The sequence below is a fragment of the Paenibacillus sp. FSL F4-0125 genome (genome assembly GCF_038008565.1).
GTDB lineage: Bacteria > Bacillota > Bacilli > Paenibacillales > Paenibacillaceae > Paenibacillus_AQ.
In genome coordinates, this window is sequence record NZ_JBBOZJ010000001.1 from 3019468 (window position 1) to 3042074 (window position 22607).

Consider the following 22607-nt stretch of genomic DNA (forward strand, 5'->3'; position numbering starts at 1 on the left):
CAAAGGACTGCCGAAAGGCGGTCCTTTTGTGTTAAATCTTCATTAGCAAACTTGTTTGTGTATGTTTGATTTTTATTCACATTTAAATGCAATATATAAATTGCATTATGTAATAAATATATTATAATTCGGAGTATAAGGAGGGATAATAATGAAAACCAGCAAAGTTAATGATGAACGAATTGTATCTCAAAGAAGGAAAATTCAAAGTGATGCTTATCAAATATTAGTTTATTGTTTGCTTATTTCAATTCTGATTCAACAATTCATAATGAATGCTCCGTTTGCGCAATTTGCAGTCGAGTTTTTCTGTTTAATTGGTATTGGAATATATATAACTATACGGCACTTATCTGTTGGGGTTGATATTTGGGATTCCCGAAGTCACACCAATAAAAAGCTGCTTATAAACAGCATTATTTCAGGAGGGATTTGTGTTTCATTGCTTATAGTGTTGGCGGGAGAAAGAAATGTATGGAGTATTATTTTAACCTTTGTTACTTTTACAATGGTTTATTTTCTTGTACACCTAGTGTTACGAAATATAAATAAGAAAAGACAAAGGCAAATTGATGATGAATTAAGCACGGATGAAGATTTAGAATGCTGATTTTTTTTAGATTTATCCACAACTGAAGCGTAACTATATAAGGAATGGTTTATGATTTCAACCTCATAATATCTATTATAGATAAGGAAGAGGTGAACAAATTGAAATTCAAAATAAAAATCAATAATGATTCTGTCGACATTTTTACTTGCTATCAGTGCGGGCCAAATTTGTTCAGCTGTACCAGGAGATCATGTTGAAGATTCAGAAAAAGACATACGAACATACACATTATCCATCCTGTTTGAAGAAATCAATGGCAGAAATCTTACTGTTGAAGGGAATCTTATTAAAGACAATCAAACGAAAAAAATTAGAGTTGATTTGGAGAAGGATAAGTCAAGGTATAAGGTTACTCGAGTATCGGAAATTTAGTGAAATATATAATTGAATGCTTGGTTGTACAGCGAAATTTCCATAGTTAGGGTTTATGAAAAAGCTTCGTCAACCTTAAATGGTAACGGGGCTTTTTTGAGTTGTTACTTAGTGGAAGGAGGCGTTGTGCCAATAAGCATCTGCAATAGCGGGGATGTCATCCGATACAAAATTTTCCCAAACGAGCCACTGTGAGTACTTCTTTCTTGTTGTACGAAACTAGTGATTATGTATTGTTTTATATACAATAATAACTTATAAATGTATTTAAACATAAATTCGGGGCCCTATCTCTAGGGCCCCTTTCATGGGAGAGGAGAAACCGGACGAAGAGCTTATGGGGAAACGTAAGCCTGCTCCGCGGTTGTCTACGACATTTGTGGTGTCGATAATTACATGATGTCCCTGGAAGACCAGTCTTATACATAATGACGACTTATTTATCGGAATCGTCTCTGATTGTTCCATTTTTCATAACTAGACAAACTTTTTATTTCAGTGCGCAAATGTGTTACGATAGGCGTGGACTTATGCCCTTTTGGGTATAACAAACAGAGACATAGAGCGGGTGATTGACGGTGAGAGTGGTATCGGGAAGTGCAAAAGGAAGACCACTAAAAAGTGTGCCAGGAAGTGGAACAAGACCTACAACCGACAAGGTGAAGGAAGCTGTATTCAGTATGATCGGTCCATATTTCGAAGGTGGAGCGGTGCTGGATTTATTCGCAGGTACAGGTGGTCTGGGTATCGAAGCTTTAAGCAGAGGAATGGAAAGTGCCGTATTTGTAGATATGGAGCCTAAAAGTATTGACACCATTCGTGCCAATTTGAAAGCGACTAATCTTGAGGCAAAGGCGCAAGTGTACCGAAATGAAGCAGGAAGAGCGCTCAGTGCGTTGGAGAAGCGGGGACGTGTTTTTGATTTAGTCTTTTTAGACCCTCCTTACCGATTGAAGCACGGAGATGAGCTAATGCTGTCTATGGTAGAAAAAGGAATGTTGCAAGAGGACGCAATCATAGTACTGGAGCATGAATCAAATTATGCCTATCCTGAGGATATCCCAGGATTTTATAGGCTGCGCCAAGCCGTATACGGAGAAACGACAATTTCTATTTATCAGTATGAAGCTAATCCTTCAGTGGACGGCGAGACTGGTGAGGAGGTAGAGAATGAGTCTGCAAATTAGAAAAGAGCGTGTTGCCATTTATCCAGGCACCTTTGATCCCGTGACTATGGGACATATGGATATTATCCGGCGCGCATCCAAACAGTTCGACCGTTTAATTGTAACGGTGCTTAATAATTTGAGTAAGAACCCGTTATTTACTGTAGAAGAGCGGACAGCGCTTTTAAGACAGGCGACAGCTGACATTCCTAATGTGGAAATCGACAGCTTTAGGGATCTGCTAGTCAATTATGTTCGTCAAAAAGATGCTCAAGTCATTGTTCGTGGTATTCGTACCGTAACTGACTTTGAATATGAACTGCAAAATGCATCCATCAACCATAGTCTGGATCCGGATGCGGAAACGATTTTTATGATGACTAATCCGAAATATTCCTACTTAAGTTCCAGTGTTGTAAAAGAAATTGCCCATTTCGGAGGTAATGTATCTGACTTTGTGACCCCTGAAGTGGAACAAGCTATGAAGCTTAAATTTAATCGGGTCGATGGCGAAAAGCACTAACAAGATATATCGCTGCGGATAATGCTAGCAGGATGATGAGTAAAAGTGATTGCAGACTAAGCAGTTGTGGAAAAGAGCTCCATATGGCTGTTACATTAATGGTTCTGTTTGGTGTGGATTGTGAATCTGCAAGAGCAGGCAAAACAGCAGTTCCTACAGCCAATAGTGGTTTCCATAGTAGTAGAGTTAATAAAAAAGCATAAGCTCCATGCATCAAGCGAACCGCAGCATAGGGGAGGAATCGGACACCTGCCTCTTTAAGCAGTGTCAGTACTTGCAGCTGTGCGCAGAGTCCGCTCCAGCCAAGTGCAGCGGAAAGTAAGGCCAAGCCTAATACTCCTGTTGATCCGGCGCCAATGCTCGTGAGCCCTTTGCTTATGGCGTCGGCTCCTAAATGAACCTCCAGCAAGCCTGCTGGTAGAGCAGCTGGTAATGCAGGAAGTACAGTAGTAATGATATTGATGACTACGGCGAACATAATCATATAACCGCCCACAACCATCAAATTTTGCACCGCAGTAGCTACCGACTCCCCAAGAAGTTTGCCGAAGCTTCGGCCATCTCTTGATCTGGCTTCAGTGGCTGCAAGCTGGATACGACTATATAAAGAAGGTTTAGTATTCGTACTTTCTTTTACAGAAGGTTGCGGATTGTCTATCCGGCCGTTTAACAGTGCATCTGTATAACTGGCTAGAAGTCCTGAAATCCAGTGGATCGCAAGTAGAAAGTAGCCTGCGGTAGGACTATGTAGGAAAGCTACACCAATCACAATGAGCAGGGTTACTGGACTGGCGAAATGTGTAAGGGAAGCAAGACGAGCGGCTTCCTTGTCCGAAATGCTGCCCTGCTTATGAAGCTGCATTACACCTCCGGCCCCGCCGGGGAATCCAGTTGTGATTCCAAGCGCCAAAGTCCAGCCACTCGCGCCGGGAAGTCGGAAGACCTTTTTCATCAATGGTTCCAGGAGCACTCCGAAGCCATGCACGAAGCCTGAAGCAGTCAGCATCTCAGACAACATAAGGAAGGGTAGAAGTGCAGGAAATACGAGTGTCCACCAGAGCTTTAATCCTTGAAGAGAAGCCTCGAAAGAGCTTTCTGGTGAGATGATGATTGCAATGGCTAACAGGATTGCAATCGCCCCGGATAGAAAAGGTGTGGAGCGACTAGCTAGCCGGCGTATTTTAATATTGTTCATTTCTAGAATCACCTCTTCATAACTTAAGGCATAGCAGATGTGTTATCACTTTATGCAGAGTAGACAACCATCATGCCAAACCAATAGTCGAAGCGGTAATGAAGTTCAAACATTCATATCCTAAATGTGCCGTGGGAAAGAAGGGAAGAGCAGTGAAGCAGTTGAAGCATCGGCCGGGATTCCGCGCCACAGCTTACCTCTTTACGTTTGTAGTTATCGTGTATGTATTTGTATTTATGAACACCCCGTACATTGTCTATCAGCCGGGTAGTGCATCTGAGGTTGCCCCTATGATTAAAGTGGAGAATGCGGATCCGGCTGAAGCAGGAACCTTTATGATGACTACGGTATCTGCTAGTTACGCTAATGTGGCGTTACTGGTCGCCTCTGTTTTTAACTCCAATTCAGAGGTTGTTAGAAAAGAGACCCGCCTGGGGGATAAGTCTGAAGACGAATATGCTGCGGAGCAGGTTTTTTATATGAACAGCTCCCAATCTTACTCCGTTCAGGCGGCTTATCATGCTGCAGGAATTCCGTATGAGGATGTAGTAGATTATTTGTATGTTTTTTCGGTTCCGGTTGAAAGTAATAAAGGTCAATTCCAACCAGGTGACAGAATCATAAGTGTAGAAGGACAGAAAGTACCGGATCCGGAAGCACTTTCTGTTTTACTTTCAGCCAAGAAAATTGGTGATCAGGTCGCTGTTGTTTTACAGAGGAATGGTAAAGAAGTAAAGGAGCAAGTGACACTGGTCGAGATCAAAGATAAAGAAGGTACTGCAGTTCGACCTGGTTTTGGAGTCACAATAGCCGCAGTTCAGAAAGTGAAACCTAAAGAACAAGGAAAAGCGGTCAGCTTTGTAGATACGAATGTTGGCGGACCTTCAGCAGGACTGATGTTCACTATGGAGATTTACAACCGTCTTACACCTGGTGATCTAACCAAAGGTCATAGGGTTGCAGGAACGGGAACGATTAACGCTGAGGGTGTGGTAGGTGCTATCGGTGGAGTGAAACATAAGATCGTGGCTGCGGATCGAGAAGGGGCGGAGATTTTTTTCGTACCTGTTAAGAATTACGACGAAGCCAAAGCAAAAGCTGATAAAATCGGCACATCTATGAAGCTGGTACCCGTATCGACACTGGATGAAGCGCTGAAATATATGGAGGAACTACCGGTCAAACCATGACCGGAGGTTCCAAGTAATCGCGATACATATCGATTCTGTGAGGTTCTCGAAAAGCTCCAGCGAAAGCGGACGCAGCTTGAAGGTCTCGCTCAAGTTGTGGATGGGAGTGTAGTGAGGGCCGCATCACGATGGGTAAAGTTGCTTTTTGCTTCATCTCTTTAAGCAGTGCTCGTCCACTTTCTCTAAATCCGAGGATTCGAATATATCCAGGCCCCTCTGCTAATACAGAAGGGGTCATTTCTTCCTTGGTGTGATTTAGTAAAATGTGCAGCAGCAGACGTTGCAGTCGTGTATGTGTGTAACGCTTACTCTTAAGGGATTGAAGCAAACCCAAAATAGTGAATTGCTCCAGCTCGGGCATAAGACGAAGGATTCTATTCTCCAAGCCTTCATTCATGTCTTGGATTGTTCTTAGCTCTGTAGCAGTACGTGTAGAGAGCAGATGGCGGAGGGGGTCTCGGAAATGCTCTAATTCCAAAGGACCTCTACCGGCTGCATGCTCTCTTTCCAATATGGACACGCTATATTCCGGCATGTAAGCTGCTGGCGATCCACCTTCTTGTAATAGCTTGCGAATAGCAGTGGCGCTTGCGATCGATGAGTCGACTTGCAAAGGGTCATGGAATCCGGCTGCCGTTCGCGGAACGGTTAGCGGCTCGATCTTGCTATTCAGCCGCTGCAAAGCAATGAGATAATGCAAGCCAAGGCTGTTATTCGGCTGGCGCAGCAGCTCGCCAGCATCGAAGGGACTCTCCTCTTCATGGAGAGTCCCTTCAAAGGCCACCGCCGCCGCTGCGCTGTACGCGGCGGGGAAGCTCGCTCCGAGCGCCATGCGGCGGCGGATCTCGCTCTGAAGTTCGCTGCTTTCCTCTGCCAGATACTTGGCCAGAGGAAGCAGCGAACCCAAAGTGCCGGCTTCGGAGCCGAAGCACAAGCTGTCCACGACCCCGGTCGCTTCCAGCAGTGCAACTGCTCCGAAGGCGAACCATTCTGCCGGCTGTACAGCATAAGCCACCGGCAGCTCAATGACGAGGTCGGCGCCCATTCGTAGCGCCATCTCTGTCCGGGCTTGCTTGCTCACCGCCGCCGGCTCGCCGCGCTGAGTAAAGGGACCGCTCATGACGACAATGACGCGCTCAGCGCCAGATAGTCTTTTGGCTTCGGTGAAGTGATGGACATGTCCGTTATGTAATGGATTGTATTCTGCTATTATTCCAACTGTTGTCACTGCTGCTTCCCTCCGTATGTAACCATTATTTAAAATATAAGAAGGTATAAGATATGCACCTATCCTTTATGTCTTATATTTCACGCTTTAACGCTTATCGTCCTTATGAAGATGCTGTAGTCTTTTATGCTTGTAGAGATTAGTAGGATTAATATTTAGAAACTCAGTTCGCATAAGCTGTCATTTTGATTTACACTAATAGTTATATCATAATTCTCTCCAATTCCTGAAACAATATAAAGGGAAAATGGTTGACAAAGGTATATAATACTAGGTATAATAAATTTTGTTTGTTTGGGAGTGATAAGTTATGCAGATTCACTTTCGCAAATTAGCGAATGCCGACGAACCGTTACATATTCACGATGTTGTGGATGTCAGCGAGGTAGTCAAAGGGCGCAAGGATATTCTAGCTGTTGCTCCGCTCTCAGTGGACCTTAAAGCGCTGCCCGCGGGAACCGATTGTGTGAACGTGGTGGGGAAACTGAGTGGAGATGTGGACATGTTATGTTCACGTTGTCTCACGGAGGTCAAAAGTGATTTGAACATTCCTTTTGCTGAGACTTTCAAGTGGCTTAAGCAGCCAGTTCTTCCAGATGATGACGAAGATGAGGATCTCATTTACGTCAAGGATGAGGTTGTGGATCTTATCCCATATGTGGAAGAAAATTTCGTACTGCACTTACCGGATTCGGTATTGTGCAAGGCAGACTGTCTTGGTCTTTGTCAGAAATGCGGACAGAACTTGAACGAAGGCACCTGCAGTTGCGACAACACAGTGATCGATCCTCGACTCGCTGCGTTGAAAGACTTTTTCAAATGAAACATTACAACAAAACACATCCTGCTCTGAGGAGCAGGCTGACAGAAATATCACGAGGAGGTGGAACACATGGCAGTACCACAACGTAGAACGTCTAAGACACGCCGTGACAAACGTCGCACCCACTTTAAGTTGGTTGTGCCGGGCATGGTGAAATGCGAACAATGCGGAGAGTTGAAATTGGCTCACCACGTATGTAAAGTTTGCGGAACTTACAAAGCAAGAGAAATCATCAAACAATAGTTTTAGAATAAATAGTACTTCACTCTTGGTGAAGTACTATTTTTTTTGAAATATAAGACTATATAAGTTTCACTCCTCTATAAATTCCTTGTATTTTTCGCACAAACGCTTACCGTCTATTAGGGACGCTGAAGCGTTTATACTTGTCCATACATAAGCCGCCCAGAAGTCAATGCTTTATTTTTGGTGCGGCATGCTTTATACTACATATTAGTACCTGGTTCTAAATAATGAATATGGTTATTTGACCTAATATAACAGCGGCCATCAAGCGGCCGAATGCTTTCTTTAAAATATAAGAAAGTATAAGTTATACACCTATACTTTTTTGTCTTATATTTCTCGCTTAAACGTTTATCGTCCTTTTAAGGATACCGAAGACGTTTATGCTTGGCACGTGCCAGGAGGTGAGCCGCAATCGAGCGGATGTCCAAGAAAGAACGTCAGCAACAGCTGCTACATATAATCGCAGGCAATCCTTTTGTAACGGATCGGGAGCTGACTCGTCAGCTGAAAGTTAGCATTCAGACGATTCGGTTAGACCGGATGGAGCTGGGAATACCGGAACTGCGTGAACGAATGAAACAAATGGCAGAGCACTCCTATGATCAGGTGCGCTCTTTGCCTGCGGATGAAGTCATCGGAGATATTGTGGATCTACAGCTGGACAAGAGTGGGATTTCGATATTTGAGATTCGCGAAGATCATGTTTTCTCTAGAAATGGGATCGCTCGAGGCCACTATGTGTTTGCTCAAGCGAACTCACTTGCGGTTGCCGTAATCAACGATGAAATCGCTCTGACCGCTTCAGCCGATATCCGTTTTGTACGCACAGTTCAGCTAGGTGAGAAGTGTATTGCCAAAGCACAGGTGCGGTCACTCGCTGGTAGGGGTGGCAAAGCGGAGGTGGATGTATTCACTTATGTCGGAGAAGAATTAGTGTTTCAGGGCCATTTTATAGTGTATCGGTCCGCAAATGATGAACACAGTGAAGGGGGTAACCATAGTGCTGATCGCCATTGATGCCATGGGCGGGGACAACGCTCCTGAATGTAATGTCGAGGGGGCGTTGTCCGCGGCCGCGGAATGGAAAGATACGCAGATTGTGCTCGTTGGTGACGAAGCCAGATTAGAGCCACTGCTGAGGGACAAACCGTCCAATCTGACAATACGTCATGCAGGAGATGTCATTGGTTCTGATGAAGAGCCAGTTAAGGCAGTTCGTCGTAAAAAAGATTCATCCATGGTTGTAGCTGGAAGAATGGTACGCGAAGGTGAAGCGGATGCTATGATTTCGTCAGGCAACACGGGTGCATTAATGACTACAGGACTCCTCGTAGTTGGCCGGATGCAGGGGATTGAACGTCCTGCTCTGGCGCCTATGATTCCGACGCTGGACGATGTTGGCGTATTGGCGCTTGATCTTGGTGCCAACATGGATGCTAAGCCTGAACATCTGGTGCAATATGCACTGATGGGAACCATTTATCGAAACAAAGTGCATGGTATTGCTAAGCCGAGAGTCGGACTTCTGAATGTAGGAACAGAGCCTGGAAAGGGCAATGAACTGACAAAAGTAGCCTATCCACTGCTTGAGAACTTGCCAGGCATTCATTTTATCGGTAATGTTGAGGCACGTGACGTGCTTACAGGGAACTGTGATGTGCTTGTCTGCGATGGATTTGCCGGTAACATTTTACTGAAGTCACTAGAGGGTACGGCGGGTGCATTGTTCTCTTTGCTGAAGGAGCAATTTAGCCGTTCTCTGAAAACTAAGCTTGGCGCGGCTATGCTGATGCCAGAGCTTAGAGCTCTAAAAGGTAAAATGGACTACAAAGAGCACGGTGGTGCACCGCTGCTCGGTCTTAGCGGATTGGTAGTGAAAGGGCACGGATCTTCAGATGGAAATGCGGTTAAAAATGCGGTAAGACAAGCGCGGATTGCTCTGCAAGCCGAGCTTGTGCCAAGTATATCTAAGGAAATTAGCGGGAAGTGAGTGACGAGATGAGACAGTTGCGACCGGTTGGGATTATAGGAACTGGGAAATATGTACCTGAGAAAATATTGACAAATAGTGATCTGGAAAAAATAGTGGAGACTAACGATGAATGGATCGTCAGTCGGACAGGCATCCGTGAAAGACATATTGCTGCGCCTCATGAGGCAACTTCTGATCTAGCGTATGAAGCAGCCCTAAAGGCACTTGATTCCGCGGGAATGAAAGCCGAAGATTTGGATCTTATCATTATTGCAACAGTAACACCTGACAGTGCCTTTCCTTCTACAGCCTGCATTTTGCAGGATAAACTGGGTGCTAAAGGTGCTGCGGCGTTTGACTTGTCGGCTGCCTGCTCTGGTTTTGTATACAGCTTAGCGACAGCGGTTGGATTTATTCAGAATGGAATGTACAATAATGCACTTATTATAGGTGCGGATACTTTGTCCCGCATCACAGATTATACGGATCGTAATACTTGTGTCTTGTTCGGTGATGGAGCAGGTGCAGTTATCATTGGTGAGGTTCCAGAAGGTCGTGGTTTCCAATCCTTTGATCTAGGTGCTGAAGGCTCTGGAGGGAACTTGCTTAAGTTAGAAGCCGGCGGTTCACGTTTGCCTGCCTCTCAGCAAACCGTTGAAGATAAGAAACATTTCATTTATATGAATGGCCGAGAAGTTTTTAAGTTTGCAGTTCGTGTGATGGGCTCGGCTACAGAACGTGTGCTTACTAAAGCTGGTCTGGGTAAAGAAGATATTGATTTGTTCGTACCGCATCAAGCGAATATTCGTATCATTCAATCCGCTATGCAGCGTCTTGATTTGCCACCAGAGAAATGTGTGATCAATGTTGATAAGTATGCCAATACTTCGGCTGCCTCTATTCCGTTAGCTCTTGTTGAAGCTGCGGAAGAAGGACGTATGAAAGAAGGCGACACCGTCCTGATGGTTGGTTTCGGCGGTGGCTTAACTTGGGGCGCATCGGTATTGATTTGGTAATAAGCTAAGACCGTTATACGGGAAGGAGTTCATACTTATGGGTAAAATTGCATTTGTCTTTCCCGGTCAGGGAGCACAAGCGGTTGGAATGGGTAAGGATGTTTATGATGCTCTTCCAAACAGCCGAGCAGTGTTCGAGAAAGGGGATGAAGTTCTCGGATTTCCACTGAGCAAGCTGATTTTTGAAGGACCGGACAGTGAGCTGAAACAGACTGTGAACACGCAGCCAGCGCTTCTTACAGCTAGCCTTGCTTATCTTGAAGCTCTACGTGAACAAGATTTGAAGCCTGATTATGTTGCCGGTCATAGCCTTGGTGAATACAGCGCGTTAGTAGCAGCGGGTGTATTGTCATATGAAGATGCTGTAACACTTGTACGCTTAAGAGGCCGTTTCATGGAAGAAGCTGTTCCAGGGGGCCAAGGTGCAATGGCGGCAGTGCTTGGTGCGGAACGTGAAGCACTGGCTGTATTATGCCAAAATGTATCTGATGAAAGTGGTGTTGTAGAACTGGCTAACGTCAACTGTCCGGGTCAGATCGTTGTTTCCGGATCTCAGGAAGGCGTTAATGGTGTTGTGCAGCGTGTTAAAGAAGCAGGTGGTAAGCGTGCGATTCCGCTAGAAGTTAGTGGACCTTTTCACTCTTCTATGATGAGAGCTGCTGCGGATCGTTTGGCAGAAGAGTTGAAGAAAGTAACTTTCAATACTCCAAATGTGCCTGTCATCGTTAATGTCACTGCATCACCGGTAACAGATCCCGAAGAAATTCGCGAACTGCTTGTTCGTCAGGTGTATTCTCCTGTGCTTTGGCAGGACAGTATTGAATGGTTGATTGCAGATGGTGTAGATACTTTTGTTGAGATTGGTTCTGGCAGTGTTCTGGCTGGTCTAATCCGCAAAATAGACAAAACAGTCAAAGTAATCAACATTAATACACTTGAAAGTGTCCAAACTGTTTTGTAAGAAATGGTTTAACATTTAGCCAACAGCATCATGATTGAAAGGGGATTAAACTATGTTCTCAGCATTGCGGGGCCAGACAGCCCTTGTAACTGGCGGCTCACGTGGTATTGGTCGCAGCATCGCGCTTGCTCTTGCAGAACACGGCGTAAAGGTTGCCGTGAACTATGCAGGGAGTGAAGCTGCGGCACACGAGACTGTGTCTCGTATTGCCGAGCTTGGCTCGGAGGGGATTGCGCTCCGTGGAGATGTCGGCAATAGTGAACAGGCCGAGAGCCTTGTGAAAGAGGTTCTTAATACCTGGGGACGTATTGACATTGTTGTCAATAATGCCGGCATTACTAGGGATAACCTGATTATGCGCATGAAAGAGGAAGAGTTCGATCAAGTGATTGAGACGAATCTGAAAGGTGTGTTTAACTGTCTTAAGGCAGCTACACGTCCGATGATGAAACAGCGCTACGGTCGAATCATTAATATTTCCTCGGTTGTGGGTGTAACAGGTAACCCTGGTCAGGCTAATTACTCTGCAGCAAAGGCCGGTGTCATCGGTCTAACCAAAGCTGCCGCTCGCGAGCTCTCTTCACGGGGCATCACTGTTAACTGTATCGCTCCTGGGTTTATTGATACAGATATGACGCGTGAGCTCTCTGATGAGGTTCGCAGTGAGCTAGAGAAGGGCATTCCACTAGCTCGCCTTGGGCGTCCGGAAGAGATAGCTATGGCAGTTGTTTTCCTGGCTTCTGAAGGCGCCGCTTATATGACCGGCCAGACACTACACGTGGATGGCGGGATGTATATGTAACTCTCCGTCAAAAATATAAGAAAGTATAAGTTTCACACTATACTTTATCCTTATATATCTCGCATAAACACTTACAGTCCTTATTAGGACGCCGATGGTGTTTATGCTTGGGAGAATTTACACTGTTTAAAGATGAAATGTGAGGGATCAGGAAAGCGTTTTTTGCGGTCTATGGTATTTTGACCTCATATCTCGTATAATACCAAAAGAGGAGGTGAACCGGATGTCCGATGTATTAGAGCGTGTAAAACGCATTGTCATCGACCGCTTAGGTGCCGATGAAGCTGAGGTAACATTAGAAGCGTCTTTCAAAGATGATTTAGGTGCTGATTCTCTTGATGTAGTAGAATTGGTTATGGAATTGGAAGATGAATTCGACATGGAAATCTCTGATGAAGATGCAGAGACCATTACGACCGTGGGTGAAGTTGTGAAGTACATACAATCTCATACCTAGAGTCATATGATTGAGAGTCCCGTTCCTACTTGGGCGGGACTTCTCCTCATTTATACAGCATTAAAATGTATTAAGGGTTGCCATGTGCAGCTTTATAGGGATTATAACAGAGCCGCAGAAGCGTTAATGCATGCGGTGACCGCTGTTCATATAGTAATAATTCGCAGTATATAAGTTCTGAATATAATGTATACAGCCTATAGATGGGGTGATTGTGTTTGAGTCATAGAGTGGTTGTAACCGGGATGGGCGTAATTACGTCACTGGGGAAAGACTTGGAGACGTTCTGGGATAATCTGATGAGCGGTAAATCAGGTGTATCGATGGTTGAAGCCTTTGATGTCAGTGAATATACTACGCAAATTGCTTCGTCAGTTAAAGACTTTGATCCTGAGGCGCTTTTTGGCCGCAAGGAAGCCCGCAAAATGGACCGTTTTGTACAATTTGCAGTGGCTGCCGGTGAAGATGCGTTGAGAGATAGCGGACTTAAGATCGGTGAAGATATCGATGCTGAACGGATCGGTGTATCTGTAGGTTCGGGTATCGGAGGTCTTGGTACTTGGGAAGACAATCATAATCTGTTGCTTGAAAAAGGGCCGAAACGGGTAAGCCCGTTCTTTATCCCGATGATGATCGCTAACATGGGTTCTGGACAGCTGTCCATTAACCTTGGTGCAAAGGGACCAAATACGACTACAGTGACAGCCTGTGCTACAGGAAGTCATTCCATTGGGGAATCATTCCGTCTGATTCAACGTGGAGACGCAGATGCTATGATCTGCGGTGGTTCGGAAGCGACCATTCGTCCAACAGGAATGGCAGGTTTCTGTGCAATGAGAGCGATGTCCACTCGTAATGACGAGCCTGAGAAGGCTAGTCGGCCATTTGATGTTGATCGCGATGGCTTTGTTATGGGCGAGGGCGCTGGAATCTTGATTCTGGAATCCCTTGAACATGCTGAGAAGCGTGGGGCGAAGATTTATGCTGAGGTTATCGGCTATGGTCTGAGCGCTGATGCTCACCATATGACTGAACCAGATCCAGACGGTGCAGCTCGCTGCATGAAGATGGCAATCCGAGATGCTGGTATCTCTCCTGAAGATATTGATTACATCAATGCACATGGTACTTCAACACCTGTAGGAGATAGATCAGAAACGGCTGCTGTTAAGAAAGCATTGGGTGAACATGCCTATAAAGTAGCTATAAGTTCAACGAAATCCATGACGGGTCATCTTTTAGGTGCAGCCGGTGGTGTGGAAGCTATTATCTGTGGTCTTTCTTTGCAAAAAGGAATGATTGCACCAACCATTAATTTGGACAATCCAGACCCAGAATGTGATCTGGATTATGTGCCGAATGTGCCACGTAAAGCAGATTTGGATATCGTAATGTCGAATTCCTTTGGATTTGGTGGACATAACGCAACAGTTATTCTAAAAAAATATAATCAGTAAGGGGACAGCGCGGTGAAAGGAGAACTGAAGCAGTTACAACAGCAACTTCAAATCCAATTTCACGATTCTGTGCTTCTGAAGCAGGCCTTTACCCATGCATCCTATGTGAATGAACACCGTTTCAATCAGCATCAGGACAATGAGCGTCTCGAATTTCTAGGGGATGCTGTACTGGAGCTGACGGTTTCTGAATATTTGTACAATCTGTTGCCAGATCGACCTGAAGGAGAATTGACTAAGCTGCGTGCCGCTATTGTATGCGAGCCTTCGCTGGTTAAGTTCGCTGAGAGTTTAGGTTTTGGCCGATATGTACTATTGGGAAAAGGGGAAGAACTTACGGGCGGACGTACTCGCCCGGCCCTGCTGGCTGATGTGTTCGAATCCTTCGTGGGAGCGCTTTATCTTGACCAAGGACTGGAAACCGTAAGGTCTTTTCTTGATAATCACGTATTTCCACTTGTGGAGACGGATGGGAAACTGCAAATGCAGATGACCGATTACAAGACGGAACTGCAAGAGCTAATTCAGCAGCACAATATGGGTACGTTGGAATATCGGATCATTGAAGAACGGGGACCTGCGCATGAGCGTGAATTCGTCTCTGAAGTGTTAATGACTAACCGTTCACTTGGTAAAGGGAGCGGCCGCTCCAAGAAGGAAGCAGAACAGCAGGCTGCAGCAGCTGCACTGTTGCATCTGAAAGAAGATGGTGCTTGAATTTTGCATCATGTGGACAAGCGGAGGAGAGCAGCAAAGGTCTGAATACCGGCGTTTAGGCGGAGCTCAGACCGTTGCTGCTCTTTTTCGAAAGAATAGTCCAAGCTTCATTTTAAATATAAGATGGAATAATTTTCACACTATACTTATGTCTTGTATTTCTCGTTTTATTCGGAGCTCCCACAAAGTACACGCGTACGCATCGAAGCAAAGCACCACTTTGCGGGGATGTTTTGGGAGCTATTTTAGGCTAATAAACGCTATGGTATAATGGGTCAGAGGTGATAGGCAAGTATGTTTTTGAAACGGATAGAATTAGCTGGTTTTAAATCATTTGCCGACAAAACAGAAATGGAATTTGTGCGCGGTATAACGGCCGTAGTGGGTCCGAACGGAAGCGGCAAGAGCAACATTTCTGACGGCATACGCTGGGTACTCGGCGAACAGAGTGCTAAATCACTGCGTGGCGGCAAGATGGAAGATATTATTTTTGCCGGTAGTGACGCGCGTAAAGCTGTGAATTATGGTGAAGTATCACTAACGCTCGATAATGAGGATCACACGCTGCCATTGGATTTCAGCGAAGTTACAGTGACTCGGCGTGTTCACCGTAGCGGTGAGAGTGAATATTTAATTAATAAGCAATCCTGTAGACTGAAGGATATCACAGAGCTGTTCATGGATACCGGTATCGGGCGTGAGGCTTATTCGATTATCGGACAGGGTCGGATTGAGGAGATTCTGAGTACTCGTTCCGAAGATCGGCGAGGCATCTTTGAAGAGGCATCGGGTATTGTAAAATATAAATCGCGCAAAAAAGATGCAAGCCGTAAGCTCGACGACACGGAGCAAAACTTGCTTCGTATTCACGATTTGATTAGTGAACTGGAGGATCAGATTGGTCCCCTTAAGGATCAATCGGAGAAGGCCATTCGCTTTAAAGAGCTTCGGGAACAATTGAAGCATCAGGAAATCTCAGTCTATGTGCACCAAATTGAAGGAATCCATACAGCTTGGCAGGAAGGTAACGCTAAGCTAGAAACGTTAAAGGATGAGCAACTGGAGCTATCTACAGTTGTCTCCGCTCATGATGCTAAGCTGGAAAGCGGACGTGCTGAACTACGTGCGTTAGAAGAACAGATCGAGAAGCAGCAAGAGCAATTACTCCGTTATAGTGAAGCTTATGAGAAAAGCGAAGGTTATGGGGAGGTACTGAAGGAGCGCAAACGTAATCTAGAGAGTAACCGTGAACAGTTAATGCTCACATTAGGATCTGTAGGTGAGCGATCTGCGGATCGTCAGCGTGAGCTTGGGGATTTAGAAGCTAAGCTCGAAGCATCCCGGCTTAAGCTTGTTGAGCTTCGGAAACAGATCGAAGATGAAGAGGCAAGACTCGAAGGTGTCGCTGACGGGATTAGTCAGAGCCAGGAGGAGAAGCTGAAAAGTGCTCTCCTAGAGTTAATGAACCTTATGGCGAATGCACGTAACGAAATTCGTTACGCGGATCAACAAAAGGAGAACCTGGAGCGTCGTATGAGCCGCAGTGAAGAAGAAAGCGGCAAATGGACAGCACGGCATGAAGAATTGTCTGCTAGCCAAAAAGGGCTAAAAGACAAGATAGCCCAGCTTGGCAAAGAATTAAGCAATCTTCGTGGTGCTTATATTACGGAAAGTGAACAACTTAGTAAACGTCAGAAACTGATTGAAGAGACGCAGTCAGGCCTGCGTAAGTGGGAACAGAAGCGGGAAGCGCAAGTCTCCCGTCATGAGACCATGAAAGAAATGCAAGATGATTTTGACGGCTTTATGCTTGGAGTTAAAGAAGTACTTAAAGGGGCTCGTAAAGGACAGCTCAATGGGGTGCATGGTGCAGTTGCTGAACTCATTTCCGTCCCAGAGAAGCTGGAAATGGCTGTCGAGACTGCATTGGGTGCATCGCTTCAACATGTGGTCATGGATAATGAGAGCGTATCGCGTCAAGCGATATCTTTTCTGAAGCAACGTCAACTGGGACGAGCTACTTTCCTTCCTCTCGATGTTATTCGACCACGTCAAATTTCCGGCAGTGACCGTGGAATGGTGGAAGACGCTGAAGGTTTTGTTGGAATTGGTTCCGAACTTGTTGGATACGATGATAAGTATGCTAGTATTGTTGGCAGTTTGCTAGGTAATGTAGTTATTGCTGAGAGCCTGGAGCAGGCAAACCGCATCGCCGCTAGATGCCAATATCGTTATCGCGTGGTTACGCTGGAAGGCGATGTAGTAAATGCCGGGGGCTCCATGACCGGTGGTAGCCAGCATAAGAAGAACAATAGCTTGCTTAGTCGTAAACGCCAGTTGGATCAGCTGAGCAGTGAGATCGAAGAGAGCGAACGTCAGATTGTTAAACTGAAACAAGGCATTGCCAGACTTCGTGAAGAGCAAGAGAACGCTAGTGTGAAGCTAGAGGACCTGCGCCGTGATGGTGATGAGAAAAGACTAGAAGAGCAACGTGTTTCCGGCGATTTGAAGCAGCTTGAACAGGAGCTTCGACATGTGCTGGAACAAGTGGAGAGCACAGGCGCGGAACGTAGTGGCTTTGAAAGTGAGGTCCGCACGCTTGAAGAGACTCGGAAGCAAGCCTCTGCTGAGCTTGAACGTCTTGAGAAGGAAGAAAAGGAAGCACATGAGGGTATCCGTAATGCCGAATCGGCACGTAAAGCGAATGAATCAGCTAAGGAAGAGTTGCAAGGTAAGCTGACCAGTATGAAGGTTTCAGAAGGGAAGCTCGATCAGGAGATCTTCTCCTTGGAGGAGCAATTACGCCGTCTCAGACAAGATGTGGGTTCACAGGATAAAGAGCTGCGCCAGAATCGAAATCTGTTACATACGATCGAGCAGGATTTGGCCAGTAATGCTTTAGAAACCGTGAAACAGAAAGAAGATTTGAATAGTTATCGTCTGAAGAAGGAAGAGACAGCCGGTACTTTGGATTTAGCCCGGGCGGAACGTTCAGCGTTGACCCGTAAGCTGGAACTAGAGGAGGGTAAGACGAAGGATCAACGTCAGGCACTTAAAGTCGTGGAGGACAAGCTGCGTTCTACAGAAGTTTCTGTGGGTCGCCTCGATGTTGAACTTGATAATATTCTTCGTAAGCTGAGTGATGACTACGAATTAAGCTATGAACTAGCGAAACAGCGTTATCCTGTGCCCGAAGATGTGCCTGCCGCACAAGCGGATGTACAGCGTCTGAAACGCAGTATTTCTGCACTGGGCGAAGTCAACTTAGGTGCGATCGAAGAATATCAGCGTGTTCATGAGCGTTATACCTTCCTCAGTGGACAAAAAGATGACCTAGTCGAAGCTAAGACTACTCTGTATCAAGTCATCCGTGAGATGGAAGATGAAATGTCCAAACGGTTCAAACAGACCTTTGATGCGATCCGTAAACAATTCGGTACGGTGTTCTCGAAGCTGTTCGGGGGTGGACGAGCTGATCTCATGCTGCTGGATCCGGAGCATATGCTTGAAACAGGTATAGATATCGTAGCCCAGCCACCGGGTAAGAAACTTCAAAATCTTCAGCTCCTGTCCGGCGGGGAACGCGCCTTAACTGCGATGGCTCTCTTGTTTGCCATCCTGCAAGTGAAGCCGGTTCCGTTCTGCGTACTGGATGAGGTAGAGGCTGCGCTAGATGAAGCGAATGTCGTACGTTTTGCTCAGTATTTACGTGAGTTCTCGGAACAAACGCAATTTATCGTCGTTACACACCGCAAAGGTACCATGGAAGAGGCGGATGTGCTCTACGGAGTGACGATGGAAGAAGGCGGAGTATCCAAGCTCGTCTCTGTACGTTTAGAGGATGAGGAAGCAGAGATCGCTTAACGGCTTGCTGAATGATGAGCTTTTTAAGTATCAGCTTTCGAAGCGAGTTTTGTACGAAGTTAAATCAATGAAGTGTCGCTCACAAAACTTTTAGGAGGAAACAAATGAGCTTTTTCAGGAAGTTAAAAGAAAGCATTTCCGGCAAAACGGAAAGTGTAACCAAACAATTCCGCGACGGATTAGAGAAAACCCGTAAAGGTTTTGTGGAGAAGGTAGCAGATCTTATTATCCGCCGTAAAAAAATCGACGAAGAGTTCTACGAAGAACTGGAAGAAATCTTGATCGGTGCAGACGTAGGCGTTAATACAGTAATGACACTTGTCGAGGATCTGCGCGCCGAAGTGAAGCATAAGCGAATTGAAGATGCCGCTGAGCTGCAACCCATTTTGTCCCGTAAGCTCATGGAATTGCTGCGTGGCGATGACGATAACAGCCTGAAGGAAAATCCGGATGGCATTACAGTTATCTTGTTCGTTGGGGTAAATGGAGTAGGCAAGACGACCACGATCGGTAAGCTTGCGCATCGTTACAAACAAGAGGGTAAAAAGGTTCTTTTGGCCGCTGGGGATACGTTCCGTGCCGGAGCGATTGAACAGCTTGAAGTTTGGGGTCAACGTGCTGGCGTAGACGTAATTAAGCAACAAGCAGGCTCTGACCCAGCCGCTGTTATGTTCGATGCTGTTCAAGCGGCTAAGCAGCGGAATGTGGATATCTTGATTTGTGATACCGCAGGAAGACTTCAGAATAAGAGCAATCTAATGGAAGAGCTCAACAAGATTTTCCGCGTTATTCAAAGAGAAATTCCGAGTGCACCGCATGAAGTATTGATGGTGCTAGATGCGACCACAGGTCAAAATGCTCTTACGCAAGCCAAGCTATTCGGTGAGAAGAGTGGCGTTACTGGATTAGTATTGACAAAGCTTGACGGAACGGCTAAAGGCGGAATCGTTGTAGCGATCCGTCAGGAAATGAACTTACCGGTGAAGCTCGTAGGGCTCGGAGAAAAAATGGAAGATTTGCAGCCGTTTGATTCTCAGCAGTTCGTGCATGCTCTTTTTGCCGGATTAATTACCGAGGAAGAAGAGATTGAAGAATCAGAAAATCAAGAGTAATTAACTCTGATAACATAATCATTAAGAAGTCATATTTACAAGGAATGTCCTCGAAGCTATATTTAGTTCATGAGGGCATTCCTTTTTTATAAAAATGCTTATCGGTCATTATGTTGTAACCCTACGGAACTCTTAGTGCGTACAAATGCATGGCGTAGGGTATCCCTTTAAATAGCAGCTTTTCCTCACTAATAAGTCTCCAGAAGCGATATTCTATAAATGAGGTACTGATAAATAAATTCCACTGCCCAAAAATTGCACCTACAATAAGTCCTGCATTTACGAAATGATCTCCCTCTTCATTCTTTTGCAGTTGCAGAATTAAAGATAGAATGTCTTCGTCATAGTATGTTTCGGGAACATTTGTTAGCTGACCATTAGACCATACTCGAAGCATATCCTCAGTGTTGCTGATTTCTTGCCACTCCAGTTCATACTGTTTTCTCTGCGCGGAGGTAAGGGGCTCTGTATTTTCGGTGTTTTTGATAATAGCTTGCACAGCTTCGTTTGGGAGCTGACCCAGGGACTGGGGAGATAAGCCAATGCTAAATGGTTCAACAATCCCGGGAAGTTCCTCATAAGCCTCGATTGGATTTATAACATAAATAGGTTGCTTCCTCTCACTAAGAACAAAAAGTGCAAACCGTAAACCTGTCTGATCATGGGAGTTGTCTCCGCACCAAATCGTGATTTTTTTGTCCTCGGGAATTTCTTTTAAGGTCTGAACCATGGCTCCCAGTTTATGCTGGGGATTGAGATGATAACCTTGATCTGGAAATCGTTCCTGAAACCATAACTCACGGGCATGACACCCTTGATCATTATGTAATTTGCACAGCGGCCCAGCAGAGAACGTCTCATTAAATGAAAGTACTCTTATTAAATGACGACTACCTACACGACTAAGTGCTACCTTCATTGAACCAGCTTCTGAAAGACCAAATAACAGATAAATGTGATTCCGCCTAGCCTCTTCCTGTTCGATTGACATAGTATATTTGTGCTTCATTTTGCTCACACTCCTATCGTTCCAAATTATACCATACACAATGAAATCACATTCCATCCTAATATATAAAAAAACCAACATATGAAAAATTCATAATAGTAATGCTTGTCACTACTCCTGCATACAATTCAATGAAGAAATACATTTCAGCTCGGGCAACCTATATATGAGAGAAAGGAAGCGATTCCAAAACGAGGAAATATTCAGAGATCACATTTCTCTGTTATATATATTGACATCGGCAATATAATTTACGTATTATGGGAATACAAAACAATATTTTCATGGATATTTTCAGAAATAAAAGTATAGGTTGTTAGTAAAGATAACATTTATCGAAAGGAGTCGGGCTCATGTCCAAATTAGATCCTCTGCCAGGTCTGTCTCCGTATCCGCTGCAACATTTTTTCGATGAAATGTATGCAGATAAGAGAAATGTCCGGCCGCATTACAGACATGTGAATCGCATGTTTTCCGGAATGAGCTCCGAAGAGCTGCAGGGGAAGCAGAATTTGATGCAGCGCAGGATGATGGAGGAAGGAATTACTTTTACGCTATACAATCCGGCTCAGGATCATCCCATGGAGCGTACGATCCCCTTCGATATGATTCCACGCATTATTCCTAAGAATGAATGGGAGAGGCTAGAGGCTGGAATTATTCAGCGTATCACGGCTTTGAATTTGTTCATTCATGATATCTACCATGAGCAGTACATCGTAAAGGATGGAATAGTCCCAAGGCGTATGATCATCTCCAACTGTTATTTCCGGCCAGAAATGGCGGGTCTAAGGGTGCCTGGTGGAGCCTACATCACTACCTCGGGAATCGATCTGATCCGCCATCATGATGGGCAATATTATGTGCTTGAAGATAATCTACGAACGCCTTCAGGTTTTTCATATCTTTTTAAAGGCAGAACCCTGATGAATCAGTTGTTTCCTGAATTGTCCTTTGCCAGCTCCATCCGAGATGTTGATCATAGCTTGAACCGCTTCTTATCCGTTCTACGTAGTTTATCACCCTCACGAAAGTCAGATCCGGTTATAGCCCTACTTACACCTGGGGAATACAATTCTGCTTATTATGAGCATGCTTTTCTAGCACAACAGATGGGCATACATTTGGTTGAAGGACGAGATTTGGTTGCAAAAGATCACAAAATATATCTAAAAGAAATGAACGGACTTCGCCGCGTAGATGTACTATATCGCCGATTGGATGATGATTTTATTGACCCGTTAGCTTTCCAGCCGGATTCACTTCTCGGTGTGGCGGGTTTGATGAATGCGTATCGGGCTGGAAATGTAGCGATTGCTAATGCACCCGGGACCGGTGTTGCAGATGATAAAGCAATGTATGTCTATGTACCGGATATGATTCGTTATTATCTGAATGAAGAGCCGATTCTTGGGAATGTTCCGACCTATTTGCTAGGAAGAGCTGATGAACGTTTATATGTCCTTGAGAACCTATCAGAAATGGTAGTTAAGGAAACCTCTTTATCCGGGGGATATGGGATGTTGATCGGAAGCGAAGCTACCAAAGAAGAATTGGCTGAATTCCGAATGAAGATTATTGCAGACCCAGAACGTTATATTGCACAGCCGATTATGTCTCTATCCAGAGCACCGGTATTGTCAGGGGGGACTATGGCGCCTAGACATATCGACCTTCGGGCTTTTGTGTTAATGGGCGCTGATCGCAAGCCGCATGTTATCCCTGGAGGATTGACACGGGTGGCTATGAAGGAAGGGTCATTGGTCGTAAACTCCTCGCAAGGTGGCGGCGTAAAGGATACTTGGGTCATGGCATGATACTACTTTATAAGCTTGGTTGTTGAATAATAAAATGCAGCATCAATTTGTAGAATAAGGGAGT

At 45.1% G+C, this 22607-nt stretch carries 21 protein-coding genes; 18 read left to right on the forward strand and 3 right to left on the reverse strand.

What is annotated here, in order from left to right:
• Positions 1-151 precede the first annotated feature (151 nt).
• From NST74_RS13135 to coaD, 4 genes are all read left to right on the forward strand, one after another.
• Positions 152-610: a DUF6773 family protein gene (locus tag NST74_RS13135; protein ID WP_341112430.1), complete on the forward strand. Its 459-nt coding sequence runs from the start codon at positions 152-154 to the stop codon at positions 608-610.
• A gap of 126 nt (positions 611-736) precedes the next feature.
• Positions 737-985, forward strand: a complete 249-nt coding sequence (locus tag NST74_RS13140; RefSeq protein WP_341112431.1) for a hypothetical protein — start codon at positions 737-739, stop codon at positions 983-985.
• Positions 986-1563: 578 nt separating this feature from the next.
• Positions 1564-2172 carry a 16S rRNA (guanine(966)-N(2))-methyltransferase RsmD gene (gene rsmD / locus NST74_RS13145; protein ID WP_042127196.1) on the forward strand — a complete coding sequence of 203 codons (609 nt, stop codon included), beginning with the start codon at positions 1564-1566 and terminating at the stop codon, positions 2170-2172.
• Positions 2156-2674, forward strand: a complete 519-nt coding sequence (coaD, locus tag NST74_RS13150; protein WP_042127198.1) for a pantetheine-phosphate adenylyltransferase — start codon at positions 2156-2158, stop codon at positions 2672-2674. The genes rsmD and coaD overlap by 17 nt, the downstream gene beginning before the upstream one ends.
• Here coaD and NST74_RS13155 read toward each other — a convergent pair.
• Positions 2646-3869 carry a nucleoside recognition domain-containing protein gene (locus NST74_RS13155; RefSeq protein ID WP_341112433.1) on the reverse strand — a complete coding sequence of 408 codons (1224 nt, stop codon included), beginning with the start codon at positions 3867-3869 and terminating at the stop codon, positions 2646-2648. The two genes, coaD and NST74_RS13155, sit on opposite strands and share 29 nt — an antisense overlap.
• A gap of 152 nt (positions 3870-4021) precedes the next feature.
• Between NST74_RS13155 and NST74_RS13160 the strand changes: the two genes are divergently transcribed.
• A complete protein-coding gene (locus NST74_RS13160) occupies positions 4022-5059 on the forward strand; it encodes a SepM family pheromone-processing serine protease (RefSeq protein ID WP_341112434.1) in 1038 nt (345 codons plus the stop codon).
• Here the strand turns inward: NST74_RS13160 and NST74_RS13165 are convergent.
• On the reverse strand, positions 5049-6287 hold the full coding sequence (locus NST74_RS13165; protein ID WP_341112436.1) for a nucleotidyltransferase: 1239 nt from the start codon (positions 6285-6287) through the stop codon (positions 5049-5051). The two genes, NST74_RS13160 and NST74_RS13165, sit on opposite strands and share 11 nt — an antisense overlap.
• Positions 6288-6597: 310 nt before the next feature.
• Here NST74_RS13165 and NST74_RS13170 point away from each other — a divergent pair, with 310 nt between their 5' ends.
• The 12 genes from NST74_RS13170 to ftsY all read left to right on the forward strand — a co-directional run bounded on the left by NST74_RS13170 (position 6598) and on the right by ftsY (position 19717).
• Positions 6598-7110, forward strand: coding sequence for a YceD family protein (locus NST74_RS13170; protein ID WP_341112438.1), 513 nt, complete (start codon positions 6598-6600; stop codon positions 7108-7110).
• 69 nt (positions 7111-7179) lie between these two features.
• Positions 7180-7353, forward strand: a complete 174-nt coding sequence (rpmF, locus tag NST74_RS13175; RefSeq protein ID WP_019911234.1) for a 50S ribosomal protein L32 — start codon at positions 7180-7182, stop codon at positions 7351-7353.
• Positions 7354-7779: 426 nt separating this feature from the next.
• Positions 7780-8376, forward strand: coding sequence for a transcription factor FapR (fapR, locus tag NST74_RS13180; protein WP_042127208.1), 597 nt, complete (start codon positions 7780-7782; stop codon positions 8374-8376).
• Positions 8360-9349, forward strand: coding sequence for a phosphate acyltransferase PlsX (gene plsX, locus NST74_RS13185; protein ID WP_042127211.1), 990 nt, complete (start codon positions 8360-8362; stop codon positions 9347-9349). The genes fapR and plsX overlap by 17 nt, the downstream gene beginning before the upstream one ends.
• A gap of 8 nt (positions 9350-9357) precedes the next feature.
• Complete coding sequence (locus tag NST74_RS13190; protein ID WP_139328492.1) at positions 9358-10347, forward strand: beta-ketoacyl-ACP synthase III; 990 nt, start codon at positions 9358-9360, stop codon at positions 10345-10347.
• 37 nt (positions 10348-10384) lie between these two features.
• Complete coding sequence (fabD, locus tag NST74_RS13195; protein WP_341112439.1) at positions 10385-11308, forward strand: ACP S-malonyltransferase; 924 nt, start codon at positions 10385-10387, stop codon at positions 11306-11308.
• Positions 11309-11360: 52 nt separating this feature from the next.
• On the forward strand, positions 11361-12110 hold the full coding sequence (gene fabG, locus NST74_RS13200) for a 3-oxoacyl-[acyl-carrier-protein] reductase (RefSeq protein WP_341112440.1): 750 nt from the start codon (positions 11361-11363) through the stop codon (positions 12108-12110).
• Between the two features lie 223 nt (positions 12111-12333).
• Complete coding sequence (locus NST74_RS13205) at positions 12334-12567, forward strand: acyl carrier protein (protein WP_036686493.1); 234 nt, start codon at positions 12334-12336, stop codon at positions 12565-12567.
• 218 nt (positions 12568-12785) lie between these two features.
• Entirely contained in the window at positions 12786-14024 is a 1239-nt protein-coding gene (gene fabF / locus NST74_RS13210; RefSeq protein ID WP_076118275.1) for a beta-ketoacyl-ACP synthase II, read from the forward strand.
• 12 nt (positions 14025-14036) lie between these two features.
• The gene (gene rnc / locus NST74_RS13215) at positions 14037-14741 is read left to right on the forward strand and encodes a ribonuclease III (protein ID WP_042127220.1); all 705 of its coding nucleotides are present in this window, start codon (positions 14037-14039) and stop codon (positions 14739-14741) included.
• Between the two features lie 294 nt (positions 14742-15035).
• Entirely contained in the window at positions 15036-18605 is a 3570-nt protein-coding gene (smc, locus tag NST74_RS13220; protein ID WP_341112442.1) for a chromosome segregation protein SMC, read from the forward strand.
• A gap of 104 nt (positions 18606-18709) precedes the next feature.
• Positions 18710-19717 carry a signal recognition particle-docking protein FtsY gene (gene ftsY, locus NST74_RS13225; protein WP_341112443.1) on the forward strand — a complete coding sequence of 336 codons (1008 nt, stop codon included), beginning with the start codon at positions 18710-18712 and terminating at the stop codon, positions 19715-19717.
• A 121-nt stretch (positions 19718-19838) separates the two neighbouring features.
• On the opposite strand, the gene NST74_RS13230 is transcribed toward ftsY, so the two are convergent.
• Positions 19839-20726, reverse strand: a complete 888-nt coding sequence (locus tag NST74_RS13230; RefSeq protein ID WP_341112445.1) for a DUF1835 domain-containing protein — start codon at positions 20724-20726, stop codon at positions 19839-19841.
• A gap of 353 nt (positions 20727-21079) precedes the next feature.
• On the opposite strand from NST74_RS13230, the gene NST74_RS13235 reads away from it, so the two are divergent.
• Positions 21080-22543 (forward strand): circularly permuted type 2 ATP-grasp protein, encoded by a 1464-nt coding sequence (locus NST74_RS13235; protein ID WP_339290831.1) that lies wholly within the window; start codon positions 21080-21082, stop codon positions 22541-22543.
• Positions 22544-22607 lie beyond the last annotated feature (64 nt).